Origin of the sequence: Halobacillus seohaensis (assembly GCF_042663045.1) — a bacterium.
Classification (GTDB): domain Bacteria; phylum Bacillota; class Bacilli; order Bacillales; family Halobacillaceae; genus Halobacillus_A; species Halobacillus_A seohaensis.
Genome location: NZ_JBHSZV010000033.1, coordinates 26,572 through 52,549 on the forward strand (window position 1 = coordinate 26,572; position 25,978 = coordinate 52,549).

Annotated in this window: 25 protein-coding genes; 18 read left to right on the forward strand and 7 right to left on the reverse strand. The window is 38.8% G+C overall.

The genetic code is table 11. The features are described 5' to 3' along the window. Window positions 1-235: 235 nt before the first annotated feature. From ACFQIC_RS13260 to spxA, 8 genes are all read left to right on the forward strand, one after another. On the forward strand, window positions 236-1,945 hold the full coding sequence (locus tag ACFQIC_RS13260; RefSeq protein ID WP_204710545.1) for a peptide ABC transporter substrate-binding protein: 1,710 nt from the start codon (window positions 236-238) through the stop codon (window positions 1,943-1,945). 162 nt (window positions 1,946-2,107) lie between these two features. Then, a complete protein-coding gene (opp3b, locus tag ACFQIC_RS13265) occupies window positions 2,108-3,034 on the forward strand; it encodes an oligopeptide ABC transporter permease (RefSeq protein WP_204710547.1) in 927 nt (308 codons plus the stop codon). Window positions 3,035-3,043: 9 nt separating this feature from the next. Continuing rightward, window positions 3,044-4,177 carry an oligopeptide ABC transporter permease gene (opp3C, locus tag ACFQIC_RS13270; protein ID WP_204710549.1) on the forward strand — a complete coding sequence of 378 codons (1,134 nt, stop codon included), beginning with the start codon at window positions 3,044-3,046 and terminating at the stop codon, window positions 4,175-4,177. A 16-nt stretch (window positions 4,178-4,193) separates the two neighbouring features. Beyond that, window positions 4,194-5,255, forward strand: coding sequence for an ABC transporter ATP-binding protein (locus ACFQIC_RS13275; RefSeq protein ID WP_204710551.1), 1,062 nt, complete (start codon window positions 4,194-4,196; stop codon window positions 5,253-5,255). Next, window positions 5,252-6,190, forward strand: a complete 939-nt coding sequence (locus tag ACFQIC_RS13280) for an ABC transporter ATP-binding protein (RefSeq protein WP_204710561.1) — start codon at window positions 5,252-5,254, stop codon at window positions 6,188-6,190. The genes ACFQIC_RS13275 and ACFQIC_RS13280 overlap by 4 nt, the downstream gene beginning before the upstream one ends. Window positions 6,191-6,379: 189 nt before the next feature. Beyond that, window positions 6,380-7,585, forward strand: a complete 1,206-nt coding sequence (locus ACFQIC_RS13285) for a putative glycoside hydrolase (protein ID WP_204710563.1) — start codon at window positions 6,380-6,382, stop codon at window positions 7,583-7,585. Between the two features lie 247 nt (window positions 7,586-7,832). After that, the gene (locus ACFQIC_RS13290; protein WP_204710565.1) at window positions 7,833-8,417 is read left to right on the forward strand and encodes a GNAT family N-acetyltransferase; all 585 of its coding nucleotides are present in this window, start codon (window positions 7,833-7,835) and stop codon (window positions 8,415-8,417) included. A 293-nt stretch (window positions 8,418-8,710) separates the two neighbouring features. Further along, on the forward strand, window positions 8,711-9,106 hold the full coding sequence (gene spxA, locus ACFQIC_RS13295; protein ID WP_204710568.1) for a transcriptional regulator SpxA: 396 nt from the start codon (window positions 8,711-8,713) through the stop codon (window positions 9,104-9,106). Between the two features lie 42 nt (window positions 9,107-9,148). On the opposite strand, the gene ACFQIC_RS13300 is transcribed toward spxA, so the two are convergent. After that, window positions 9,149-9,811 carry a TerC family protein gene (locus ACFQIC_RS13300; protein ID WP_204710570.1) on the reverse strand — a complete coding sequence of 221 codons (663 nt, stop codon included), beginning with the start codon at window positions 9,809-9,811 and terminating at the stop codon, window positions 9,149-9,151. 280 nt (window positions 9,812-10,091) lie between these two features. On the opposite strand from ACFQIC_RS13300, the gene mecA reads away from it, so the two are divergent. The 3 genes from mecA (at window position 10,092) to pepF (ending at window position 14,528) form a co-directional block, all read left to right on the forward strand. Beyond that, a complete protein-coding gene (gene mecA, locus ACFQIC_RS13305) occupies window positions 10,092-10,793 on the forward strand; it encodes an adaptor protein MecA (protein WP_204710572.1) in 702 nt (233 codons plus the stop codon). A gap of 713 nt (window positions 10,794-11,506) precedes the next feature. Then, window positions 11,507-12,649: a competence protein CoiA gene (locus ACFQIC_RS13310; protein WP_204710574.1), complete on the forward strand. Its 1,143-nt coding sequence runs from the start codon at window positions 11,507-11,509 to the stop codon at window positions 12,647-12,649. 73 nt (window positions 12,650-12,722) lie between these two features. Continuing rightward, a complete protein-coding gene (pepF, locus tag ACFQIC_RS13315) occupies window positions 12,723-14,528 on the forward strand; it encodes an oligoendopeptidase F (protein ID WP_204710576.1) in 1,806 nt (601 codons plus the stop codon). Between the two features lie 661 nt (window positions 14,529-15,189). On the opposite strand, the gene ACFQIC_RS13320 is transcribed toward pepF, so the two are convergent. The 3 genes from ACFQIC_RS13320 to ACFQIC_RS13330 are packed head-to-tail and all read right to left on the reverse strand — an operon-like array spanning window position 15,190 to window position 17,111. Continuing rightward, a complete protein-coding gene (locus ACFQIC_RS13320) occupies window positions 15,190-16,077 on the reverse strand; it encodes a ClpXP adapter SpxH family protein (protein WP_204710578.1) in 888 nt (295 codons plus the stop codon). Further along, the gene (locus ACFQIC_RS13325) at window positions 16,074-16,475 is read right to left on the reverse strand and encodes a globin domain-containing protein (RefSeq protein WP_204710580.1); all 402 of its coding nucleotides are present in this window, start codon (window positions 16,473-16,475) and stop codon (window positions 16,074-16,076) included. Before ACFQIC_RS13325 ends, ACFQIC_RS13320 begins: the two co-directional genes overlap by 4 nt. 54 nt (window positions 16,476-16,529) lie before the next feature. Next, on the reverse strand, window positions 16,530-17,111 hold the full coding sequence (locus tag ACFQIC_RS13330; RefSeq protein WP_204710582.1) for a CYTH domain-containing protein: 582 nt from the start codon (window positions 17,109-17,111) through the stop codon (window positions 16,530-16,532). A gap of 171 nt (window positions 17,112-17,282) precedes the next feature. Between ACFQIC_RS13330 and yjbM the strand changes: the two genes are divergently transcribed. Genes yjbM through ACFQIC_RS13345 form a run of 3 tightly spaced genes read left to right on the forward strand, consistent with a single transcriptional unit; the run spans window position 17,283 to window position 19,604 of the window. Then, window positions 17,283-17,924, forward strand: a complete 642-nt coding sequence (gene yjbM / locus ACFQIC_RS13335; protein ID WP_204710584.1) for a GTP diphosphokinase — start codon at window positions 17,283-17,285, stop codon at window positions 17,922-17,924. 5 nt (window positions 17,925-17,929) lie between these two features. Continuing rightward, window positions 17,930-18,736 (forward strand): NAD kinase, encoded by an 807-nt coding sequence (locus tag ACFQIC_RS13340; RefSeq protein ID WP_204710586.1) that lies wholly within the window; start codon window positions 17,930-17,932, stop codon window positions 18,734-18,736. Beyond that, window positions 18,720-19,604, forward strand: coding sequence for an RluA family pseudouridine synthase (locus tag ACFQIC_RS13345; protein ID WP_204710652.1), 885 nt, complete (start codon window positions 18,720-18,722; stop codon window positions 19,602-19,604). Before ACFQIC_RS13340 ends, ACFQIC_RS13345 begins: the two co-directional genes overlap by 17 nt. A 155-nt stretch (window positions 19,605-19,759) precedes the next feature. On the opposite strand, the gene prpE is transcribed toward ACFQIC_RS13345, so the two are convergent. Together prpE and ACFQIC_RS13355 are read right to left on the reverse strand one after the other, a co-directional pair. Beyond that, window positions 19,760-20,491 (reverse strand): bis(5'-nucleosyl)-tetraphosphatase PrpE, encoded by a 732-nt coding sequence (gene prpE / locus ACFQIC_RS13350; protein WP_204710588.1) that lies wholly within the window; start codon window positions 20,489-20,491, stop codon window positions 19,760-19,762. Window positions 20,492-20,569: 78 nt separating this feature from the next. Next, on the reverse strand, window positions 20,570-21,742 hold the full coding sequence (locus tag ACFQIC_RS13355) for an FtsW/RodA/SpoVE family cell cycle protein (protein WP_204710590.1): 1,173 nt from the start codon (window positions 21,740-21,742) through the stop codon (window positions 20,570-20,572). Between the two features lie 135 nt (window positions 21,743-21,877). Between ACFQIC_RS13355 and mgtE the strand changes: the two genes are divergently transcribed. The 3 genes from mgtE (at window position 21,878) to ACFQIC_RS13370 (ending at window position 24,998) form a co-directional block, all read left to right on the forward strand. Beyond that, the gene (mgtE, locus tag ACFQIC_RS13360; RefSeq protein WP_204710592.1) at window positions 21,878-23,242 is read left to right on the forward strand and encodes a magnesium transporter; all 1,365 of its coding nucleotides are present in this window, start codon (window positions 21,878-21,880) and stop codon (window positions 23,240-23,242) included. A 93-nt stretch (window positions 23,243-23,335) separates the two neighbouring features. After that, the gene (gene fabI / locus ACFQIC_RS13365; RefSeq protein ID WP_204710594.1) at window positions 23,336-24,112 is read left to right on the forward strand and encodes an enoyl-ACP reductase FabI; all 777 of its coding nucleotides are present in this window, start codon (window positions 23,336-23,338) and stop codon (window positions 24,110-24,112) included. A gap of 382 nt (window positions 24,113-24,494) precedes the next feature. Continuing rightward, complete coding sequence (locus tag ACFQIC_RS13370) at window positions 24,495-24,998, forward strand: CotO family spore coat protein (protein WP_390217209.1); 504 nt, start codon at window positions 24,495-24,497, stop codon at window positions 24,996-24,998. A 41-nt stretch (window positions 24,999-25,039) separates the two neighbouring features. Here the strand turns inward: ACFQIC_RS13370 and ACFQIC_RS13375 are convergent, their stop codons facing one another. Further along, entirely contained in the window at window positions 25,040-25,492 is a 453-nt protein-coding gene (locus tag ACFQIC_RS13375; protein WP_204710596.1) for a CotY/CotZ family spore coat protein, read from the reverse strand. 191 nt (window positions 25,493-25,683) lie between these two features. Between ACFQIC_RS13375 and ACFQIC_RS13380 the strand changes: the two genes are divergently transcribed. After that, window positions 25,684-25,947 (forward strand): hypothetical protein, encoded by a 264-nt coding sequence (locus tag ACFQIC_RS13380; protein ID WP_204710598.1) that lies wholly within the window; start codon window positions 25,684-25,686, stop codon window positions 25,945-25,947. The last annotated feature ends 31 nt before the right edge of the window (window positions 25,948-25,978 follow it).

Here is a 25,978-nt window from a genome sequence, read left to right on the forward strand (position 1 = left end):
GTAAGGGTTGCTTATTATTCATACCGTTGAATAATAACAATTTTTAGGTAAATTTTTTGTAAAATAAACTAGGTATAAAGTCGTGTTTTATGTCATGTAAACGTAACAATAAAGGGTTTTCACTAATTTTTTTTAAAAAAAGGAATGCAAAATAATTAGAAAACTTGTATAATTCGATATGTGGACAACTTGCCACATCAAATTTATGAACTTTTTAGGGGAGGTCATTTTCTACATGAAGAAAGCAAATTGGTTATTGCTAGTACTTGCACTAGTACTAAGCATGTTTCTCGCAGCTTGTTCTGGAGGCGACGAATCAGACACTGGTTCTGATAGTGACGCTGACAGCGGTAGCGACGGGGAAGACACAGAGGAATCATCCGGTACGGACGACGAACAAGTACTTAACATTATGGAATCAGCTGAAATACCAACTATGGATGCTTCCATGGCAACAGACGCCGTGGCATTTCAATTTCTAGGTTCTACAATGGACGGGCTTTACCGTCTTGGTGAAGATGGTAAGGCAGAAGAAGGTATTGCTCAAGATCACCAAGTTAGTGATGATGGTATTACTTGGACGTTTGATTTGCGTGAAGACGCAGTATGGTCCAACGGAGATCCAGTAACAGCACATGATTTCGTTTATGCATGGCAGCGTGCCGTAAATCCTGATACAGGATCAGAGTACGGTCCATATATGCTTGGCGGAGTTATTAACAATGCAACAGCAATTGCAGATGGCGAACAACCTATTGAAGAACTAGGTGTAGAAGCTACTGATGATTATACTTTAGAAGTTACACTTGAAAAACCGACTCCTTATTTTGAGTCTCTTACTACATTTGGTACGTATCTACCGCTAAACCAGTCTTTCGTTGAGGAGCAAGGTGATGATTACGCTCTTGAAGCAGATGCTCTAATAGCGAACGGACCATTCAAATTTACTGAATGGAATCAGGGTGAAGGATGGACCCTAGAAAAGAACGAAGATTATTGGGATGCTGAAAGTGTTCAGCTTGACCAAATTAACGTAAGCGTAGTTAAAGAAGTTTCTTCTGGTGTTAACCTTTATCAAACAGGTGAAGTTGACCGTGCGGGATTATCTGCTGAATTTGTAGATGAGTATCGCTCTGATGAAGATTTCCGCATTGAAGAAGAACCTACTTTATTCTACTTGAAAATGAACCAAGAAAACGAAATTCTGAGTAATGTAAATGCTCGTAAGGCGATTCAACATGCTATTAATCGTCAAGCAATGGTAGAAACGATTCTTAACAACGGTTCAATTCCTGGAGTAGGCGATATTCCACAGAACTTTACTACACACCCTGAAACAGGAGAAGATTTCCGTGATATCAATGGTGATCTAATAGGATCTGATGCTGAAGCCAATCTTGAGGAAGCTAAAGAATATTGGGCTACAGCTAAAGAAGAGCTAGGCATCGAAGAAGCCGAACTTGGCTACTTAGGTGGCGATACTGAAACAGCTCAAAACATGGATGCTTACATTAAAGCACAGCTTGAACAACTTGAAGGCTTAACTGTAAATGTTCAGTCTGTACCTTTCCAAGAGCGTCTAGATCGTGATACTGCAATGGATTACGACCTACAAAACTCTGGTTGGGGACCTGACTATATCGATCCAAATACCTTCTTGAACATGTGGGTAACAGACGGTGGGAATAACAAAACTGGTTACTCTAGTGAAGAATATGATGCTCTTATAGAAGAAGCTAATAATGAACTAGCACAAGAGCCGGTTGAACGTTTTGACAACTTCCTAGAAGCAGAGAAGATGCTAATTGAAGAAGATGCAGTTCTTGCACCTCTTTATCAGCGTGCTGTTGCTCAGCTTTGGAAGCCTTATGTGAAGGACGTTACTGTTAACCCAATGGGTCCTGATTACACTTACAAATATGCACACATTGAAGGTAAAGAATAAAAATAGCCAAAAACAAGCTAGATTAATAGGAGAGAGAGTATATGCCCATTACATTGGCGTATACTCTCTTTTTCCCTGTTAAGAGAATATTCGGATAATAAACAAATTTCAGTTAATTCAGATGAAATATGACAAGAAGTCTACTATATAGGAGGTGCTGACATGACGCGTTATATAATGCAACGTTTAGTGTATATGGTTATCACAATGGTACTAATTGCGACCTTTACGTTTTTCTTGATGAAACTTCTACCGGGAAGTCCTTTAAGTGCTGCAGATAAACTATCTGAAGAACAACAGGCGGTCGTATTAGCTAAATATGGATTAGATGATCCTATTCCAGTTCAATATTTTAATTACATGGTAAATTTAGCTCAAGGAGATTTGGGAATCTCATTCCAGTTTGATAATAGGGAAGTAACGACTATTATTATGGATCGAATTGGTCCATCCATGCAGCTTGGCATCCAAGCCATGATCATAGGTACCATTTTAGGTATGTTATTAGGTTTAGTCTCAGCCATTTATCATAACGGCTTTCTAGACTATGGATCAACGTTTACTGCCGTTCTCGGTCAATCCATTCCGTCCTTTGTGTTTGCAGGGATTCTTCAGTATTTTGTTGGCGTAAAGTTAGGATGGTTTCCGGTCGCTCTATGGGGAACTTGGCAGCACACGGTATTGCCGACTGTAGCATTAGCTATATTCCCGCTCGCAATTGCTGCCCGCTTTATGCGAACAGAAATGCTAGAAGTCATGGGGTCTGATTTCATAACAACAGCTCGAGCAAAAGGTGTAAATAAATTTGGGGTTGTATTTAAACATGGTTTACGTAATGCTTTAATACCCTTAATCACAGTATTAGGACCTTTGGCTATTGGATTGATGACAGGTACACTAGTAATTGAGAACATCTTTGCTGTACCAGGTATTGGGGAACAGTTCGTTAAATCAATCAATACGAATGACTTTCCGATTATTATGGGTACAACGTTGTTAATTGCATTCCTTTTTATCTTCATCGTCCTGATTATTGACTTGCTTTATGGAGTCATTGATCCGAGAATTCGACTGGCAGAAGGAGAGTAGTTCCTAATTATGGATAATCACAAACCAAATAAAGATTTATTTGTACCTGTAGATACGAAAGAAAATGAAGGCGACAAAATCAATCGGAAAAGTTTATCGTTTTGGCAAGATTCGTTTATTCGTTTGCGAAAAAACGTAGGGGCAATGTTTGGACTAGTTGTCCTGATCCTTTTAATCTTAATGGCTGTATTTGGACCGACACTGAATCAATATGATCAGTATGAACAAGATTTAACTCGGGCCAAGATGCCTCCGAAAATAGATAATTTAGGTTGGCTAGGATTTGATGGTACATTAAGTACTGTACAAACTGCAGACACGGTCGAAGAGGCCGAACAAAAAGCTTATATGCGTTTTAACAATCAAGAGGATTTTATTGATTTAAATACTGTAAGTGGTGGTAGTGAAGGACAACCTGCTGAAGTTGAAGGTGTATATGATGTTTATGGTGCTAAGAACATGGAAGATCAAAACTTCTGGTTTGGTACCGATGGTTTAGGTCGTGATCTGTTTACAAGAACATGGGAAGGTACAAGAATTTCCTTATATATTGCTTTCCTTGCTGCTGCTATTGATATGATTATTGGGGTAGCTTACGGTGGTATTTCTGCCTATTATGGCGGGCGTGTAGATAACTATATGCAGCGTATTATTGAAATTTTAATTGGAATACCGAACCTTGTTGTAGTTATTCTCATGATACTCATTCTTGATCCTGGGATACTATCGATTACGATAGCCTTGACGATAACCGGGTGGATCTCGATGGCTCGTATAGTCAGGGGACAAGTTCTTAAATTGAAAAATCAGGAATTTGTCCTAGCTTCACGAACATTAGGAGCACCGGACGGAAGAATTTTGAGAAAACACTTAGTCCCTAACGTCATGGGTCTAATCATTATCAATACAATGTTCACGATTCCGTCTGCGATTTTCTTTGAAGCGTTCTTAAGCTTTATCGGACTTGGGTTGCCAACGCCGACAGCATCACTAGGAACGCTGATCGACGATGGATTCAGTTCTTTGCAAATTTATCCACACATTTTATTATTCCCAGCTATCGTTATATCATTAATTATGATTGCTTTTAATATGTTAGCTGATGGTCTTCGCGATGCGTTTGATCCGAAGATGCGCGAATAGGAGGTAGGTGTACAAGATGGAAAATTTATTAGAAGTAAAAAATATGCATATATCCTTTGACACCTATGGTGGTGAAGTACAAGCTGTACGAGGTGTTAACTTTAGTGTTAAAAAAGGTGAGACCTTAGCAATCGTAGGAGAGTCAGGTTCAGGGAAATCAGTTACAACGAAGGCGCTCATGAAACTGATTCCAATGCCGCCAGGAAGAATTAAAGAAGGCGAGATCATTTTTGAAGGTCGTGACCTTACAAAGCTGAGTGAAAAAGAAATGCAAAAGATTCGAGGCAAGGATATCTCTATGATATTTCAAGATCCGATGACATCCTTGAACCCAACCATGAAAGTAGGAAATCAAATCATGGAAGGGCTAATTAAGCACCAGAAAATGAGTAAATCACAGGCGAAGGTACGTGTTCAGGAACTCTTAGAATTAGTAGGAATTCCAGATGCTGAAAATCGCATGAAACAATATCCTCACCAATTTTCTGGGGGAATGCGTCAACGTGTGGTTGTGGCCATTGCTCTTGCTTGTAACCCGAAGTTACTTATTGCTGATGAGCCAACCACAGCGCTAGACGTTACCATTCAAGCTCAAATTCTTGAGTTAATGAAAGATATTCAGAAAAAAACAGACTCTGCGACGATTTTTATTACGCACGACCTTGGTGTAGTGGCTAACATAGCTGATCGTGTGGCGGTTATGTATGCGGGGAAAATTGTAGAAGTTGGTACGGTAGATGATATTTTCTATAATCCGAAACATCCGTACACATGGGGATTATTAGGATCCATGCCTTCTCTTGATAGTGAAGATGACGAATTGTATGCGATCCCTGGTGCACCACCTGATTTGTTAAATCCACCAAAAGGTGACGCATTTGCTCCACGTAATGAATTCGCTATGGAAATCGATAAAGAACAAGACCCACCAATGTTTAAAATATCGGATACTCATTATGCAGCCACATGGTTATTGCACGAATATGCTCCAGATATCGATCCTCCAGAAGCTATAAAAAAACGGATGGCAGCCATGTCCGCAAACTCTTCTGACAGTGGGAAAGGTGATCGTTTATGAGCCAGGAAAAATTATTAGAAATTAAAAATTTAAAACAGCATTTTAAAACAGGACGTCATAGTGTTGTAAAAGCCGTGGATGGACTTACTTTTGATATATACAAAGGTGAGACATTCGGCCTGGTAGGAGAATCTGGCTGTGGTAAGTCAACAACAGGGCGGAGTATCATTCGTCTTTATGATGCAACAGATGGCGAGGTGCTTTTCAAAGGGGAAAGTGTGCACGGTAAAAAGAATCGTGAGCAGCTCAAGAAGTTTAATAGAGAAATGCAAATGATTTTTCAAGATCCATATGCATCTTTAAACCCTCGTATGAAGGTCGCTGACATTATAGCAGAAGGTATGGATATCCATAACCTAGAAGCAGGTGAAAAGGAAAGACAAGCTAAAGTGGAGGAACTTCTAGAAACGGTTGGCTTAAATAGAGAACACGCTCACCGTTATCCACACGAATTTAGTGGAGGTCAGCGGCAACGTATTGGGATTGCAAGAGCCCTTGCTGTAGATCCATCTTTTATCATTGCAGATGAGCCCATTTCTGCATTGGATGTATCAATTCAGGCCCAAGTTGTTAACTTGCTGAAGCAATTACAAAAAGAAAAAGAATTAACTTATCTATTCATTGCCCATGATCTATCTATGGTTAAATATATTAGTGATCGTATCGGTGTTATGTACTTTGGAAAGATGGTTGAGCTAGCTAATGCCGACGATCTCTACAAACACCCAATCCATCCGTACACGCAATCACTTTTATCGGCGATTCCGCTACCCGATCCTGCATATGAACGTTCTCGTGAACGATTCACGTATGATCCGAATGATCATGATACGAGCGAAGAGCCGGAATTTAGAGAAGTACGCCCGGATCACTGGGTGCTATGTACGACGAAAGAATTTGACTACTACAAAAAAGAATATAATGCAGTGACTTAACAAGTTTCTTAAATCGAGAGGTCTTGCGCTTTGGTGCAGGACTTCTCTTTTATATTTATGGGGAATAGGTATTTGGTAACGTTATGGAAAAATTCATTAAAAATGCATTTCAGGTCTGTTCATTACATAGGGTTCTCTTATATAATTAATATTGTAGATAAAATATAAGATTGGGAGAAGGTATTAAAAATGGGGAAAGTACATCTAAAGAAAGTCATCCTGGTAGGTATTTTTTTCTTAGGAGCAATGCTTTTTATACATAATTCTGAAGTTGCTGCTCAAAGAGAAGCTAAAAATCATACAGGAAAAGAAATTCAATTACAATCGCTTGAAATACCGGAGAAAATTGCCCGGTTTGTATTCAATTCAGGTTTAGAGTTCGACTATCCCGACGCGGTACGAGGGATTTATGTGACAGGTCCTTCAGCTGGGGGAGCTAAGATGGAAGAGTTAACAAAACTCGTGGAGTCTACGGATCTTAATGCAATGGTTATTGATGTGAAAGAGGATCATGGGAATATTTCATTTAAACCTCCAGAGGACTCACCCTATGCAGATATTGCTGAACCCTACATAGATGATCCTAGGAAAATGCTTGAAGTTTTAGAGGAAAAAGGTATTTATCCTATTGCCCGTGTGGTTGTATTTAAAGACAATCTACTTGCCGAAAAGCGTCCAGATTTGTCTTTCACTAAAAATGGGCAACTATGGAAAAATGGTCGTGGTGAAGCATTTGTCAATCCTTTTGAAAAGGAAGTATGGGAGTACAATTTGGAGATCGCAAAATTAGCAGCTGAAACTGGCTTTCAAGAAATACAATTTGATTACGTCCGTTTCCCTGAAGGCTTCGGTAATCGTGATGAAGAACTCGATTACGGCCAAGGGGATTATGCAGATTCCGAGAAAAATGATATTAAGAAGCGTGTGCATGCAGTGACAGATTTTGTGGAATACGCACGTTCTGATTTAAGTGATTATGATGTAGATGTTTCAGTCGATATTTTTGGTTATTCAGCCACAATTGAAGAAGCGCCAAACATCGGTCAAAATTTCTCGCAAATCTCAAGCAACGTGGACGTTATTTCATCAATGATTTACCCAAGTCACTGGGGGCCTTATTTCGGTATAAATAAACCTGATACAGAACCTTATCGTATTATAGATGAGTATGCACAAGTTGAAAATCAGGTCTTAGGTGCGCTGGAAGAGAAGCCAGTTTCCCGTCCTTGGTTACAAGACTTTGAAGCGCCATGGTTATACTCAGGAGCAACCAAGCAATACGGAAAAGCTGAGGTAGAAGATCAAATTCGTGCATTGAATGATAATGGTATTGAAGAATATTTACTTTGGAACGCGAGAAATAATTATACAGAGGGTGTCGATTATACACCTTAGTGAGAAAAGGCACTGATACCAGTGTCTTTTTCTTGTTTAGTTGATTAAACCAAAAATTTGTCGATAATTTTAGTTGCATCAGTGACAAACGGCTAATTTTACGATAAGCGATCACTTCGAACCCGCTACAAAAGCACTTTAGTTTTGCTTAGTTCTTCTACTATTGGAAGAAAATATCATTCGTGCATTTAACAATGAATAGTGAATCAGTTATAATAGAAATATCAATTGATAAGGGAGTAGATCAATGAGTTGGTATAAAAAGTTAAAGCAGTACTTTCCGGTGGAGGAAATGAAGTCTGAAGAACACATGGAAACACTTTTAAAAGAGAAAAGTGATGTCTACTATAAGGATGAAGGTGAGCATCATGTTTTAATGTATGCAGAGTTCAGTTCTTTTCTTTTTATCGACTATGTTTATGTTTCCTCTGATGCTAGAGGTGAAGGGCTTGGGCATAAAATCATTGAAAAAATGAAATCTAAAGGTAAACCGATCATTCTAGAGGTGGAGCCTGTAGATTATGACGAGACAGATACTGCTAAAAGATTACATTTTTATCATCGAGAAGGATTCAAGCATGCACAGTCCATTGGTTATACTCGACGTTCACTTGCCACAAATGAGCCTACTCCAATGGAAATCCTCTATTGGTCTCCTGAAGATTCATCTGAAGAAGAAATTTACGAGCAAATGAAGAAAATGTATGAAGAAATTCATACGTACAAGGATAGTGAGTTTTACGGAAAATCTTATCAACCAGTGGATGAAGTATTAACTTTAGATGAAAACCGTGACACAGATGATATTTTAAAAGATTTGAGAAAAACCTAACGGGAAAATCCCTGCCTAGGTAAAGGCAGGGATTTTCAATCGTAAACAGTAGTTGAAAAAACTTTTATAAATTAGTTTGAAAAAGGGTTTAAAAATCTGCAAAAGTGGTACATTATGATATATCCAGTCAAATGAAGATTAAATAAAAATGTAAGCCTTTAACTTACGAGCTATATAGATTTCAGTTGACAAATATGTTATAGTATTATTGTAAGATTAGATTATACTAATTTTAAATTAGGAATCTGCTAAATAATGTCTCACAATAAATTTTCGAGGAGTGAAGTATCTGTATGGTAACACTTTATACCTCACCAAGTTGTACATCATGCCGAAAAGCAAAAGCATGGCTTGAGGAGCATAATATTCCTTATTCTGAAAGAAATATTTTCTCCGAACCATTAACGATTGATGAAATTAAAGAAATATTAAGAATGACTGAGGATGGAACAGAAGAAATCATCTCAACTCGATCTAAGGTATTCCAAAAACTAAAAGTTGATTTTGATCAATTACCTATGCAGGATCTTTTTGATTTAATCCAAGAAAATCCAGGCTTGCTTCGTCGTCCGATTATTATTGACGATAAGCGTCTACAAGTAGGTTATAATGAAGATGAAATTCGCCGTTTCTTACCTAGAAGTGTACGTACGTTCCAACTTAAAGAAGCTCAGCGTCTTGTAAACTAAATAAAAAAAAACTGTCCCGATCTAGATAATCGAGACAGTTTTTTATTTTTGAATAACTTGTTTATTGAAAAAATATCCGGTTAATACTGTTAGTAAAACAATCAATATAGGAAAAATAGTAATTAGTGGTGTAAGTGTGTCAACATATTGTGAAACGTGTGGATCTTCAAGAATCATTTCTGCTGCAGTAAAGGCTAAAATGCCTGCCCCGATGTAAACAAGCATTGGAAACCTTTCCATTAATTTTAAAATGATGCGACTACCCCAAATAATTATGGGAACAGATATGAGTAAGCCGATAATCACCAATGTGATATTTCCGTGTGAAGCTCCTGCGATTGCCAAAACGTTATCAAATCCCATAACTATATCAGCAAATACAATAGTTTTGACTGCTGAAAATAAGTTGTCACTACTCTTGATGGATGAAGAATCTTCATTATCAATGAGAAGTTTGATTGCTATATATATAAGGAGTAATCCACCTACTAAACGAAGGTAAGGGATATGCAAGAGGTACAAGGCCACAGTGGTTAACGCCACTCGGGAAACGATGGCTAGGCCTGTCCCAATTAAGATGGCCTTGTTCCGTTGGTGTTCAGGTAAATTGCGACTAGCAAGAGCAATTACAACGGCGTTATCGCCTCCTAAAACAATGTCGATGCTTATGATGATAAGGATGGGTTCAAGCAAGTCCCAATTCATTAAAAAAACACCCCTCTAAGTAGTGACAAATTTCAAAAAATAAGCTAAAATGGTTAATCAATCATCTTTACATGAATTGATAGCGAATTGGTTCTAGTTATCCGCTGATTAAAAGCAATTTGTTTTCCATTTTCGTTATATTGTCATACAATAGAAGTACATCAATTATTACTAAAACATCATGAAGGTTGAAGCTTTGACCTGAAGGGTAAAGATAAATATATGCGATTTAGGGTTACGATCCCTTCCGCCAATTAGATGATAGAAGGGAGAGAGAAAAATGGAGATCGAACGCATTAATGAAAACACCGTTAAATTTTATGTTTCTTATCAGGATGTAGAACAATTAGGATTTGATCGTGAAGAAATTTGGTACAATCGTGAGCGCAGTGAACAACTTTTTTGGGAAATGATGGATGAAGTGAATGATCAAGAGAACTTTCAAGCCGATGGTCCGCTGTGGATACAAGTTCAAGCTATGGACAAAGGTCTAGAGGTGATCGTTACTAAAGCGCAGGTTTCCCAAGACGGACAAAAGCTCGAACTCCCTAGTGATGAGGGTAAATCAATTGATGTACCTGTAGACGAAAATCTGGAAAACTTACTTGACGATAAATATAACGATTCAGCATCTAACGGAAGTAAAGAGGATGAGAATACGGAAGAGGAGTCATTAGCTCCACTTCAATTCACATTACGTTTCAGTGAGTTTGAAGATATCATTCAGCTCAGTCATTATATGGATAATAAGGTTGAACAAGTGGATCTGGCATTGTACCACTTTGAAAGTGCCTATTATTTATATATTCAGTTTAATGATGAAAATATGAGTGATAATCAACAAGAAAATATTTTAAGTCAATTAATGGAATTTGGACATGAGTCTTCTGTGACAATTTACCGTTTACAGGAGTACGGAAAAGAAATCTTTGATGAACAGGCGTTACATCATATAAAAGAATATTTTCCGGTTGATCGCTAAGGGCACACTCATTTTGTAGTGTGTCTTTTTTTTGTTGGTTTTTGTTACAAAAAATATTGATGCCTTTTTATTTCGTTAAATCCCCAGATTGTGGAAGACTCAGCTTCGAGACATTCCGGTGTTTTCCGTTACAAAGGATGGCGTATGAAGGTCCGGGAAATCACTCGCTTTCCGTGGGCATGTGGTGAGCTTCCTCAGGCTACGCCTTGCGGGATCTCACCGATCATGGTCATCCCACAGGAGTCTCGCAATTTCCCGGACCTTCTTGCCTTCGTGAGGAGAACGGAAGCATCGGATAAGCTACTTCACGTGAGCTTGGTGTGGGGTGAGGCTTTATTTTATAGCTTAGGTAAGACGCATTCTTCTATGGGGAATTCGTTCATTTCCATGTTAAATGGGGTGGCTTTGAAACGATGAGACTCCCGCGGGAGAAGGAGCTAGGCAAGACCCCACAGGGAGTGACAACGACCGAGGAGGCTTGACAGTTCCCCCGCAGGAAAGCGAGTTGTTTCAAAGCCACCCCTATCCCTTATACGGTAACGAACCCCCGTGATCTCGGAATCGAGTAATCAAAAATCCTAGCCGATTGTTGAATAAACTTCTCCCTAACTAACTTACAAAGACCAATATTAACGCTTAACATTGCTTTTTTTGTTAGAAAATAAAGGTTTTTTACTAGATTTGTCGAATATATATTAATTAGGAGGTGACCCATGTTTTATGCTAATGATGAGAATGGAACTCTAACTTCGATTTACCAAAAACCAAAATCTACACTTCAACAGTTAAAAAAACAAACCACGTTTTATTGCCCCATATGTAACGAAGCTCTAATAATACGTTTAGGAAATACAATGACTCCTCATTTTGCTCATTTACCAAGTAGCCAGTGTGAAATGAAACAACGTGGCGAAAGCGACTACCATGATTCAGGAAAGTGGCTGCTTTATCAATGGCTTAAAAATCAAGGATATGACGTTAAAGTAGAGGCGTATGTACCCGAAATTAAACAGAGGCCGGACTTATTATTTACTGTAAATGACAAAAGAATTGCCGTAGAGCTTCAATGTGCAACCATCCCAACTGATCAGGTTGAAAGCCGAACAAAGGGCTACCATGCTGAAGGTATCTTTCCCTTATGGATATTAGGAAGCAACCAACTTCAACGAAAAGGAAAATATCAAATCAGTAACCACTCTTTTCACAAATCCTTACTTTATTCCTTTCATAACCAATACCGCATGTATTTTTTGGATGTGACTGCAGAAACTATTGTTATTGTAAATCGTATCATTGGGTCTTCTGCAACAAACAGTTTCGCAACATTCAAGAAACTCCCCCTTACTAAATTACGATTTCCCCAATTATTTACGCCCACTAACTCTTCTTTGACCCCCTTTTATAAGATGTGGGAGCAACAAATGTATCGGTATCGCACTCTTTATAAGAAGGATACAGGGAGTAAGGAAAGGCAATGGAGACAATACGTTTACTTAAAGGGCTTTCACTTTTCTTTAATACCAAGCTTCTGTTTCCTACCTGTGAAGAGCCAATCTATGGTGTTTGACCAGCCATATATGTGGCAAACTCGGTTCATCATTGACCATATCATGTCAAAACAAAATGGAGAAAGAATTACAGTTCCTAAGATACCTTCACAAGCGACGGCTAATCTATACGTTCCTAAAGTGATAGAGGAGTATTTGCTGATTTTAGAGGAGCTTGAAATTGTTTATCGGCAAGACAAGCAAACGTGGGTGAAAATGCAAGATATAGTTTTTCACAAGACAGTTGAAGAGGCGGTTTCGGAAGATCACAGGGTGATAAACAAACTCAAACTTCATAATCATCTATGAAAGCATGCAGGAATTTAAGTGACAGCCTAGAATTAATGTTAGAGTGACGACTATTTTTTGAGGAGGATTTATTATGGCTTCTAGCAAGAAAATACCAAAAAGAGATGAAATACCAAAAGAACGAACATGGGATTTAGAAACAATTTTTGAATCAGATGAGCAATGGTATAAAGAGTTCGAAAATCTGAAAGAATTATTACCTGAGATCGATAAGTTTCAAGGAACTTTGGGGGAGTCAGCAACCCATTTATATAAACTAATGAAGTTACAAGACCAGATTTCTAACAAAATTGGTTTGTTGTTCACGTATGCTCATATGAGAAATGACCAGGACACGACCAATTCTTATTATCAAGAGATGAATGCGAAGGCGGAAAGCCTATTAACGCAAGTTTCTTCCTCTATGAGTTTTATTGTACCCGAGATATTAGCACTTCCGGATGGTACGGTCGATCAATTCTTGGAAGAACACAAAGAATTAGAATTATATAAGCATGCTCTTAATGAAATTACTCGCCGTCGAAAGCACGTACTAAGTGAAAAAGAAGAACGTTTGATGGCTGGATTTTCTGAAATTGCCTCCAATCCTTCTCAAACTTTTGGTGCCTTAAATAATGCTGACCTAACTTTTCCTTCTATTAAAAATGAAGATGGGGAAGAGGTTGACGTTACCCACGGCCGTTATCTAGGTTTTCTTAAATCAGAGGATCGGGATGTTCGAAAAAATGCGTTTCAAGCAATGCATGATACGTTTGGGCAATTTAAAAACACATTCGCATCTACACTGAGTGGAAATGTTAAAAAGAATAACTATTTTGCAACCGTGAAAAATTATGAGGGAGCACGTGAATCAGCTCTAGACCGCAACAACATTCCAGAAACAGTATATGACAATTTAATCGAAGCGGTGAATGATCGTTTACCTTTGATGCATCGTTATGTAGAACTGCGTAAGAAAGTCCTTGAATTGGATGAACTTCATATGTATGACATGTATACACCGCTTGTTAAAGACGCGAAAATGGAGATTAGTTATGAAGAAGCTCAAAAACTTATTTTAGAAGGTCTTGAGCCTCTGGGACAAAATTATGTGGATATTTTAAAAGAAGGATTTAACAATCGCTGGATTGATGTGGAAGAAAATAAAGGTAAACGAAGCGGGGCCTACTCTTCCGGTCATTATGGAACGAATCCATTTATTTTGATGAATTGGCAGGACGATGTGAATAATTTGTTCACACTGGCCCATGAGCTTGGACATTCGCTCCATAGTTACCATACCCATCAAAATCAACAATACCGCTACGGCAACTATTCTATTTTTGTAGCGGAAGTGGCATCAACATGTAACGAAGCGTTGTTAAATGATTACATGTTGAAAAAGACAAATGATAAGAAAGAAAAACTTTATTTATTAAATAACTTCTTGGAAGGATTCCGTGGGACGGTATTCCGCCAAACTATGTTTGCTGAGTTTGAGCACGAAATCCACATTCAAGCTCAGAGTGGTGAAGCTCTAACTGCAGATAAACTTACACAAATTTACTATGATTTAAATAAAAAGTATTTTGGTAAGGGGATCGTCATCGATGACGAAATTGGTTTAGAATGGGCGCGTATACCACACTTCTACATGGGTTATTACGTATACCAATATTCCACAGGTTATGCGGCCGCGACGACCTTAGCAGACCAAATTCTTTCTGAAGGTGAACCTGCCGTTGAGCGCTACATGAATTTCTTAAAAGCAGGAAGTAGTGATTATCCAATTGAAGTACTGAAACAAGCTGGGGTCGATATGACTTCGAAAAAACCAATTGATGAAGCTCTGGACGTTTTTGAACAAAAGCTGGATGAATTGGAAGAGTTATTGAAGTAAATAGGTTGGTGCCTGTTAAGGTGAGGCTGTGATCACAGAGGATAAAAGGGGAGGCATTGCCCTTACAGATCTGTTAATCGGATAAAAGAGTTCCGTGGGTGCTTAAGAGAACCCGCGGAACTTTTTTTTGTGGTAAATCAAATTTAGAAAGAAAAAGAAAGATAATATTAAGAGGGGAGTCGTAATGTAAAGAGGAAAGAGACCCATGAGGGCGAACACATGAAACATAGATAAGATAAGGAAAATAATAACATTGATTATGATTAACCAAATTTTCATAACTCTGTACCCCCTTCTTACTTATCATAAATATTTTATTCAATCGAGTCTTTTTTTATGAGGCGGGCTGTTATAGGTTATTTGTTTTCCTTAGTTGTTTGGTTATGGTGGTGTATTTTCTACTCTACCATCTCTTTTTAAAGGTTCTTTCAAATAAAATAGTGATATACATAGACGACAAAGAAAATATACCTCGCAAAACCGGCTACGTGTCTTTAGTCCTCAAGATTTCTTTGATTAAATTATTTTGCCCTTTTTCTCTCTACCTTGATCTTTAGTATAGAGTCTTAAATAATGCTGTAAGGCAAACTGAATTCAACCAAAAAAGCTGTCTTAAGCTACTCCTTCTTAGAGTGCTTAAGACAGCTTTTGACCGATAAAATTAAGAGTGTATATACTCCCAGAAAGCTCCATGCTTCACAGGGATCTCGCGTGCTTTTTGCTTCAGCACAAGCTTTTTCATTTCCTTCTTTGCCTGTTGTTCTGTCCAGTCATAGACTACGGCGATTTCTTTATTAGCCACATATCGATAGTGGCTCAAGAAATCTTCTAGCTCTGGTTTTTGCGATGGCTTCGGGTCTTTCTGGAGCATTTCTTTTAATACTTTCACATATACATCATATGAATAAATACCGGTGATCTTTAATCCCGCTTCTTCTTCAGATTCGTTAAACACAACCATTGAAGGAGCAGAGTCTACATCCATTTCTCTCGTTAACTTTATATCACATTTCAAGGCTTTTCTAGCTGATTCAGACTGTAGATCTTTTTCAAACTCGCTAACATCCAGTCGACTCTTTTTCGCACATTCTAGTAAAACTTGTTCGTTTGATATATCGTGTTTCTCTAGAAAGAAATATTCTTGAATTTTACGTAGAAAACGCATGCCGGCTTTTTTACCTTGTAATTCTGCTGCTTTCACGGCTAGAGCTGTGACTAAGGGAGAAGAAATCGGATTTTCCAACCACACATCTCCATCACAACACATTCCTGTCCGTGTTCCTGTATGATCCCATACCTTTTTCAACTTTTCAGGTGGATTTGAGTCGCTATGTTGAAGGGAGGCAAGGTTTCCACTAATGATCGGACGGATGGTGAAGAATCTTCCGTATTCGATGGTGAGCTTTTTCAAAATGGGTTCGAGTGACCAACATTCGGGACATAGTGGATCTACGAAGATATATATTTCGATTGGTTTTTTGATTAAATCGAAATATCCGCTCGATGTACCTTGCTGCTCATTAGAACTATTTAAGCTTTTCCAACTCACATCGATTCTCCTTTCTCATCCTCTGGTGTGTTCATCATGTGGTTAGCTGTCATGGTTAGACGGTCTAACATTGCTGTTCGATAAGGCTCCTCAATGGCTGCATCGGTTAATGCACGGTCCATACAAGAAAGCCACGCATCTCTGCGAGTCGGAGTGATTGTAAAAGGGAGATGGCGAGCTCGTAACATAGGGTGCCCATGTTCTTGAATATAAAGAGGGGGACCACCGAAAAACTGAGTAAGAAATTGTTTTTGTTTACGTCTCGTCTCCGTTAAATCATCCGGAAAAATCGGGATAAGGTCAGAGTGTTCACTTACATATTTATAAAAATGATCAACAAGTTCATTTAATTTTTCTTCGCCAATAGCTTCATAAATAGAGTTTGGTGCAGGTTGCATAAAATCCCTTCCTATCTGTGTATTCATTTTAGCAACGGTCAAGGATGTCGGCAACTAATCTGATTGAGACTTAGCGTCAAAGAACCTTTTAATTTTATTATCTGTATCTCTTTGTGGAATATTATATTCCTCTAAAAGTTCATGAAACACACGTTTTCCACTTTCAACCGTAGGAGCTTCCAACTCGAGTTCGTAGTCAATTTTTTCAAAATAAAAGCTATGATCTAGAACGACAGTGGTACGCTTATATGACTTCTCTTTTCTTCGGGTGATGAGTGAGCCCATAAAACGAAGGTCACCTAAAGACACCCCTAGCTCACGAAGTTGATTTTCTACGGAGTCTGTTTGGGTCGGACGATTAATCATCCATTGATTAACATCATCCTCAGCCAATACATCGTGTGTTTCGAGTAAACCTTCAGAATGTGGCTGTTTTAATGTTAACGTCCATTGGTCACCTTTTCTGCGGATACGAAGAGCCGCTCCGTGCTGTCTTAGTTGAAAGTCTTCTGTTTCAAAATAATAGTTGGTTTGTTCTATAAGTTCAACTGATTCGAATGATAGATCCTGATAAAGTTTCAAGTATTCTTCTTCCGTCAGTAAGTTTTTAAATTCAATTTCTATTTCTTGGGACATTTATACTTCACCTCTATCTTCAATTATGATTTAATTAGACTTAAAATTGCAAAGATTAACCATTCAGATCGAGTGATATTCTAGTGTGATTCCATAAATATGGTACAATGTGGTTAATTAAAACTAAGTATAAATGCTATTACTGTAGGAATAAAAGGTGGTGCTTTGTGCATGGATTGGGATATTTTTCCTTACGCACAAGTTGTGGAAGAGTTAAAGGTTAAACTTAAAGGAATGAGGCAACAATTTGAGTATGAACGTGATCAATCACCGATCGAATTTGTAACTGGAAGAGTGAAGCCGAAAAAAAGTATTATTGAAAAAGCGCGTCGCAAAGGTGTCAATCCTGAAGAAATTGAAGATGAACTCCAAGATATTGCCGGACTGCGCGTAGTTTGCCAATTTGTAGATGATATTTACGCTGTGGTAAATATGTTGAAAAATCGGCATGACTTTGAAATTTTCGAGGAGAAAGATTATATAACTGAAAAAAAAGATAGCGGGTATCGATCGTTCCATGTCATTATTCGTTATCCTGTAGAAACTATTCATGGGGAGAAACTTGTTTTGGCTGAGATCCAGATTCGTACGTTAGCCATGAATTTCTGGGCAACCAATGAACATTCTCTAAACTATAAATATTCAGGGCAAATACCAAGTGAAATAAAGTCTCGCTTAAAAAGAGCGGGAGAAGCTGCCTTTCAATTGGATGAAGAAATGTCAATGATCAAGAACGAAATCCTAGAGGCCCAAAAAATATTTAATCGAAAAGAAGAACAAAATAAACAAATAAATAAACCCGAAAGGAGCTGAACCATATGAAGTTTTCTATTCTGTCCAAAGGTGATAAAAAATCAAATGAAATTCGATCAAAAATCAAAAACTACTTAATTGAGTTTAAAATGGAATACAGTGATGATGAGCCGGATTTAGCTATATCCGTTGGTGGTGACGGCACGCTACTAGAGGCTTTTCATACGTATGTTGATCGACTGGACAAAACAGCTTTTATCGGGGTACATACCGGTCACCTAGGCTTTTATGCTGACTGGACTCCCGATGAACTTGAGAAGCTTATTATTGAAATTGCCCGTACTCCTTATCAAGTCGTTGAATATCCACTGCTTGAGGTTATTATTCGGCCTAAAAATGGAGGAGAAGAAGATCGGTACTTGGCCCTGAATGAGTGTGCAATTAAAACCTCAGAAGGTTCTGTGGTGCTTGATATTGAAATAAAAGGTGACCATTTTGAAACGTTTCGTGGAGATGGTCTTTGTATATCGACGCCTTCAGGAAGTACAGCCTATAACAAAGCTCTTGGAGGAGCAATTTTGCATCCATCCCTTGAAGCTATTCAAATTACTGAGATGGCCTCGATCAACAATCGAGTTTTTCGTACCATTGGATCACCGCTCATTTTACCAGGACATCATACTAGTTTGTTAAAACCTCTGAATGATAAAAGTTTCTTATTCACCATTGATCACATCACTCGGACGTACAAAGATATTAAATCAATACAATGCAGAGTTGCCAAAGAAAGAGTGCGATTTGCAAGATTCCGCCCATTCCCGTTTTGGAAACGAGTCCATGATTCCTTTGTCTCCGATGATTACTCCAACTAATGCTTTAGTCAAAAACTGGCGAGTCACTGAGGAAATTACTTTAAAAGACTTCCTTAGGAGAAGAGCCTCATTCTCACGTCAACTTTTAAAACGAGTGAAAAAAAGTGGATTAGTGAAAGTGGATGGAGTACAGGTGCCGATGTGGAGTGTTTTACAATCAGGAAGAGAAGTTACAGTGATTTTTCCTGAGGAGGAGAAGGGAACGGCGATGAATAGTGACCCGCTGCCCTTATCAATTATCTATGAAGACGAAGACATTATGGTCCTTAATAAAAAATCAGGAATGGCTGTTATGCCTGGTCGCGATCATTCAACAGGCACGTTAGCACAGGCGATTCTCGATTATTATGAACAAAGCAATCTGCCATTTACGGTCCATTTGGTGACAAGATTGGATCGAGATACGTCAGGACTTGTTTTAGTTGCTAAACATAGTTATAGTCATTCCCTTTTAACAGGGGATCTTGATCAAGTTGAGCGCGTCTATACAGCACTAATTGAAGGGCATCTGCCTTGTACAGAAGGGATAGTTGATGAACCGATTCGTCGAAGTCCTCACTCGATCATTGAACATGAAGTGAATCAAGCGGGGAAGAGGGCTGTAACTGAGTATTCTGTTGTGAAGAAAGGAAACGTTTATTCGAAAATAGAGTGTAAGCTTCGTACAGGACGTACCCATCAAATTCGCGTACATATGGCATCACTAGGCTTTCCTCTAGTGGGTGATACTCTCTATGGTGGTCGCAATGAAACTCAGCTTGTTGAACAAGCTCTTCACTGTCACCAGTTGACTTTGCAACATCCATGGACAGAAAAGTGGATGCTATTTTCATCCAATCCTCCTGAAGTTTGGAACGACTATATTTAAAAAGCATCTTTCATTAAAATGTCCAATAACCTTGTAAGTGGCAAATCAAACAACCGTATAATTCGCACAGAAAAACGCTTGGATTGTCTAATTAAATCCAAGCGTTTTATTTATCTGTCTGAATTGTGTGGTACCTGGTACCACACAATTCATGATCAATTGAATTTCTCTTCAACAAACGGCATTGTGGACGGTACACTGACTGTTTCTTCTTCAGGCAGACGAAAGGCTGTTAACTTGTTGCCAAAGACACAGCCAGTATCGATGTTAACGGTTTGGTTCACAAATCTTGGTTCGTAAACAGGAGTGTGTCCATATACAACCCAGCGGTCACCTTGATAATGTTGCGCCCAGTCTTTGCGCTCGGGTCGACCGTCAGGCAACTTATCCCCGGTAATATCTCCATAAAGGACAAAGGTTGTAATGCGTTTATTTTCCTGACCAATATCCTCTTCACGAATACCGGCATGAGCGATAACGGCGTTGACATCAGGTAACACTTCATACAAAGGTGAAGAATCAATTAGCTCCATGAACTCTCGCTTAACCTCCCGTTGTTCATGTTTAGAAAGATTTTTAAATTCAGCTGTGGTTGTCTCTAGGCCGTGTTTTTCCTGGACGTTGTTTCCTTTAAAGTAGCGATATAGCTTATTGCAATGATTACCGGGAACATATTTGGCTTGTCCTGATTCTATGACCAATCGATAGACGAAGCGAATGGCCTCAACTGAAGCCGGGCCGCGATCGGTAATGTCTCCGAGAAATACGGGAATGCGGTGATCAGGATGGACCGGCAATCCGTCCTTCCATTGATATCCAAGTTCTGTGAATAACTGTTTCAGTTCATTTAAACAGCCATGAACGTCACCAATGACATCTATTTTCATAAAAAATTCTCCTCTCCGAAAAATACCAATTTAAAAAAGGCGGGAAACTGTTTAAAGCTTCCCCACCTTTACCAACTGTTATTCAAACATAAATGTTCTCGTTCTTGATCTCACATTTAAGACAATACCAATCGCAATTAAGTAAGCGAGAGTGGAACTGCCTCCATAGCTTAAGAAGGGCAAAGGAATTCCAGTAATCGGCAATAGTTGAACCGACATTCCAATATTTTGGAAAACTTGAAACGTGATCATTCCTACAATACCTACGATTAAATAACTGCCAAAGGAGTCATTGCTATCTAATGCAATTTGAATCATGCGGTAAATTAATAGGAAGAAAAGTGTCACAATAATACTTGATCCGATAAATCCAAACTGTTCAGAAATAGCTGTGAAAATCATATCAGTATGACGCTCTTGTACGTAGATTTCAAAGTTTCCGACACCTTTTCCATATAACTGACCAGAACCGATGGCTGTGATCGATTTAATTAATTGCGAACCAGCACTCAATTCATATTTTTCTGGTTCAAGCCAGCCATAGAATCTAGAATCTACGTGAGAAAACACGGATTCTGCTAAAAATGTAGTGATCGACGTAATATTAATGACAAACGTTAGGATCACTCCTGCAATCACTAATAACAAGATGGAAAATAAAGAGAAGAGTACTTTCCATTGGATTCCTGATACGAGAATGATAAATCCAGTAATCGCAACTAGCACTAGAAATGAACCTAAATCAGGCTGTACGGCAATCAACACCATAGGGGGGAGAGATAGGATCAGATGTTTGCCTAATAAAAGTAAATCGGATCGAACCGTTTTCACCGGATATTTTTCGTGGTGACGAACAGCCACATGAGCAAGCGTGATCACTAAAAAGACTTTGACAAACTCGGCAGGTTGTAAAGTTATGTTCCCCGGAAGTATGAACCAACTCGTCGCCCCTCCTGAAGTATGTACGAATGAGGAAGGGATGTTAAGGAAAAGCATAAGTAACATCATGATCCCGATTCCGTATAAAAACCAGACGAGTTGGTGGAGCCTATCATAATCAATAATCATGACTACAGCAGCAGCTACTCCCCCTAGACCGTACCAGAAAATTTGTTTGAAATAAGCTCCTTGATCAGAGGCGGACAGGATTGGATTTATGGAATAAAGAGTGAAACAACTAATGACACCTAGTGCTACCAAAACAAAGATAATGGTGTAATCAATTAAGGATGTTTGCTGATTTTCATTCATGTATGTTTCCTTTCTATTTGAGCAATCTTATAAATTACGATTATAATTGTAAGTGTACAGCATATTAAGATGTTTTTTAAGTGTAATTACCATTTATGGAAAATGGATGACTTTTTAAAAAGTGGGGTGAGAGATATGGAGCATTTAGAAGACCAAGAGCGAATGGATTTATGGGCAACCATACAAGATGCGCTGTTAAATGAGCAAATTGATCAATTTAGAGCAGAATTCCTTGATTTGCATCCTTATGATCAAGCAAAGATATTTGAAGAAGTAGAAGACCAAATTCGTATGCAAATCTACACTTATTTATCTCCTGAAGAAGTAGCGGAAGTAATGGAGCATATTGATTATGAGGAAATTGAGCCGTTTTTTACAGAGATGGACCCAAGGTTTGCTGCGCAAGTCTTTTCTGAGATGTCTACCGATGATGCAGTAGATATCCTAAATGAGTTTGATAAGAATAAAGTAGCCAGCTTTTTGACCATAATGGATGACAATTCCGCGGACGAAATTAAAGATTTGCTCCATTACGAGGAAAAAACTGCTGGATCGATTATGACAACTGAATTTGTGGTCGTTAAAGCAGGTATGACGATTCGTGAAGCCATGCTACACTTGCGTGAGGAAGCTCCAGATGCTGAAACGATTTACTATACGTATGTGATTGATGAGGATAAACGACTCGTCGGTGTTATTTCTTTACGTGATCTTATTATTTCAGAAGAGGATTGGGTTATTTCTGATGTCATGAGCGAGCGAGTAGTATCCGTTCCCGTTGGTGAAGATCAGGAAGAGGTTGCGCGTATGATGCGTGACTATGACTTTCTTGCTTTACCTGTCGTAGACTTTCAGGATCATTTGTTAGGGATAATTACCGTTGATGATGTTATGGATGTTATGGAAGAAGAAGCGAGTGATGACTATTCTAAACTTGCCGGTATATCAGACGTCGATAGCCCGGATGATCATGCATTCACCTCGGCAAAAAAACGTCTTCCATGGTTAATTATTTTGCTGTTTTTAGGGAGTTTCACCGCTAGTTTGATTGGCCGTTTTGAAGCAACGCTTGATCAAGTGGCGATTTTAGCAATATTTATTCCACTGATTGCAGGTATGGCCGGTAACACTGGTACACAGGCACTAGCCGTTGCAGTCAGAGGTATTGCAACAGGTGAAATATCTAATCAAGGCAAATCAAAAATGATTCTTCGTGAAGCGACTACCGGTTTAATTACTGGTGTTAGTTGTGGTGTCCTTATCACATTGGTCGTTTACTTTTGGCAAAATAACTTTTATCTTGGGCTGCTCGTTGGGCTTTCAATTATGATTACGCTTATTGTAGCAACGTTAGCCGGAGCCCTTGTCCCACTTGTGATGCACCGATTTAAAATTGACCCAGCCGTAGCCTCTGGACCATTTATTACAACAATTAGTGATATTATATCGATATTAATTTACTTTGGACTGGCAACGGCCTTTATGAGGTTGCTCATTTAATGAATTGTAATTTTGCTGGTAGTATAATAAAATAGTAGCAGGTACTAATAACAAATCATAAAAATAAACAAATTACCTCGAGGAGGATTTTAGATGAAATTTTCATTAGAAGATCGTACATACGTCGTCATGGGCGTAGCGAATAAACGAAGCATTGCATGGGGTATTGCACAATCACTAAACAAAGCGGGAGCACGTCTCATTTTCACGTATGCATCCGAACGCTTTGAAAAATCTGTTCGTGACTTAGCTGATACATTGGAAGGTCCAGAATCACTATTTTACGAATGTGATGTTACCGATGATGACGCGATCAACCAAACATTTGAAAATATTAAGAATGATGTAGGTGTAATCCACGGTTTAGCTCACTGTATCGCATTTGCAAATCGTGACGAACTTAAAGGAGAATACTTAAACACTAGCCGTGAGGGATTCCTTACTGCACATAACATTAGTTCTTATTCACTTACAGCTGTATCAAGAGCAGCTCAGCCAATTATGTCTGAAGGCGGCGGCATTGTAACTCTTACGTACCTTGGCGGGGAAAAAGTAGTTGAGAACTACAACGTAATGGGTGTAGCCAAAGCAAGCTTAGACGCTAGTGTGAAGTACTTGGCTAACGACCTAGGTAAGCATGCAATCCGTGTGAACGCGATCTCTGCGGGCCCATTGCGCACACTATCAGCTAAAGGTGTCGGCGACTTTAATAAAATTCATCAGGTTATTGAAGAGAAAGCACCACTGCGTCGTCCAATTACCCAGGATGAAGTGGGAGATACAGCTTATTTCTTAATGAGTGATCTTTCTCGTGGGGTAACAGGGGAAATCATTCACGTAGATGCTGGATTTAGTACAGTAGCTTATTAATAAGCTGAATCTGGGCATCCTGACATTAGTAAATTGCTCAGATTCAGAGTGAAATACTTAAATCGCAACCTAAAGAAACGAGGTATGCAAATTCGTAATTGAATTCGCATACCTCTTTTTATTGTTGTATCAGAATTCTCCAATACTGGAGTTTGGAAACTTCCTGTCCAGCTTCAACCCCTGGCCCCTCGCGATATAAGCAGTTCAACTACGTCGGAAAAGATCATCCGACTGAGCGCTCTGCTTATGCGTTTTGTGTCTACCTGGGAGCTTCCGCATCTCTTTCTGCGAAACTTGTCTACCATCTGTTTTTGAAATTGGGCACATGAAAACTTTTAATAGCATATACATAAAATGATGATAAGAAAAGGAGAGATGATACGTGGCGAACAAAAAGCGAATCGCAAAACCACCGATTCTTTATATTACACAACCGAATTTGCCACCGGCCGAAGTTTCAATGCAAACAAGCTTTCATAATAAGAATCCTAAGAACACTCATCGTGAGGCTGAGCTTCGGTTACGAAATCAAATGATGTTAAAGGAGCAAGAAACAAGTGTAAAGGAGGAAGTGGCTGAATCCAAACCTGAAGAAATAGACGAGATCACTGATACTAAACAGGAAGATTCACCTCCCCAAAATGATCGCAGAGACCGGAGACAGCGATTCAGGGATATGTCGATTGAAGAAAAAATAAACTACTTTGTTCAACTACCAAGTCAGCTCCCTAAGATGAAATGTGAAGTAACAACAGCAGAAGAAACCTTTAAAGGTTATGTTCAAAAGTATGAAGATGGAATTGTCCACATGAAAACTTTTCAAAAGCCGTTTCAGAAGGAAGTTCCTTTTACTAATATTGATTCGATTCGCCTTCTTGGTTTTTGAAAAAGAAAAAACCGCGCTAGAAGCGCGGTTTTTCTGTGTGCTTAAGATAATGCTGTAATTGCTGGTAGACAAGTCACGTGACAGAAGCAGTTCAAATCAACAGAAATGCAAATGCCAGTGGCACGTAGGTGCTTCGTTTTCTGCTCGACTGGTGAGGATGGATCCTCACAGCTATCTGCAGGATCGCGTAACAATTCAATTGTTGCACAGCAATCGTCCTCAACATCTTTCACTCGGAAGTAAAAGCTTGCTTTAATGTCTTGGATTGAATCACGACGAGCACCATACCCTTTGAAAGGTTTGCAATCCCCTTTACAGTAAAGTATTACAGGTACGGTGTCGCGTCCAGATCCTCCTGTGTCTCCGAGTAAATCTCCAATCGATTGCTCACAACTCGTGTCGCAATCGGATAATACATCGTTCTGTGCTGCCACGATCTCGTTTAAAATATCACAAACACAATTACTTGAATCATGATGTTTGCCACAGCTCATTATTTGTTGCCCCTCTCGATACGTATTGACGTAATGTCTTTAATAGAATATGTATCACCTACTTACAGGTGTGGGCATTTGTCTCTTTTGTAAGAAATCGTAGGCTATTGATTGCGATATAGGCATTTGACTACACCAATTAGTCAAAAAACCATAAAGTAACAATGACTCTTAATAAGGAGATGAAGGAAATGTCAGAAAAGAAACGAGAAAAAGTTATATATGTTAAAGACCTTACGATTAAAGCAGATAACGTAATTATCCAACAAGAAGACGATCGAAAACGTCACCATGAAGATCGTGATTTCGACCGCGACCGTGATAAAAAACGTGATCGTGATCCATTTTTCGGTGGACGTCATGAAAAAGATGAGTCCAGTAGCTCTTCGCACAGTAAAAAACGTAAACATGACGACGAATCCAGTAGTTCCCGCGACGCATTTTCTTGGATTTAGTTAGAGGGTCACTACAAGGTAGTGGCCTTTT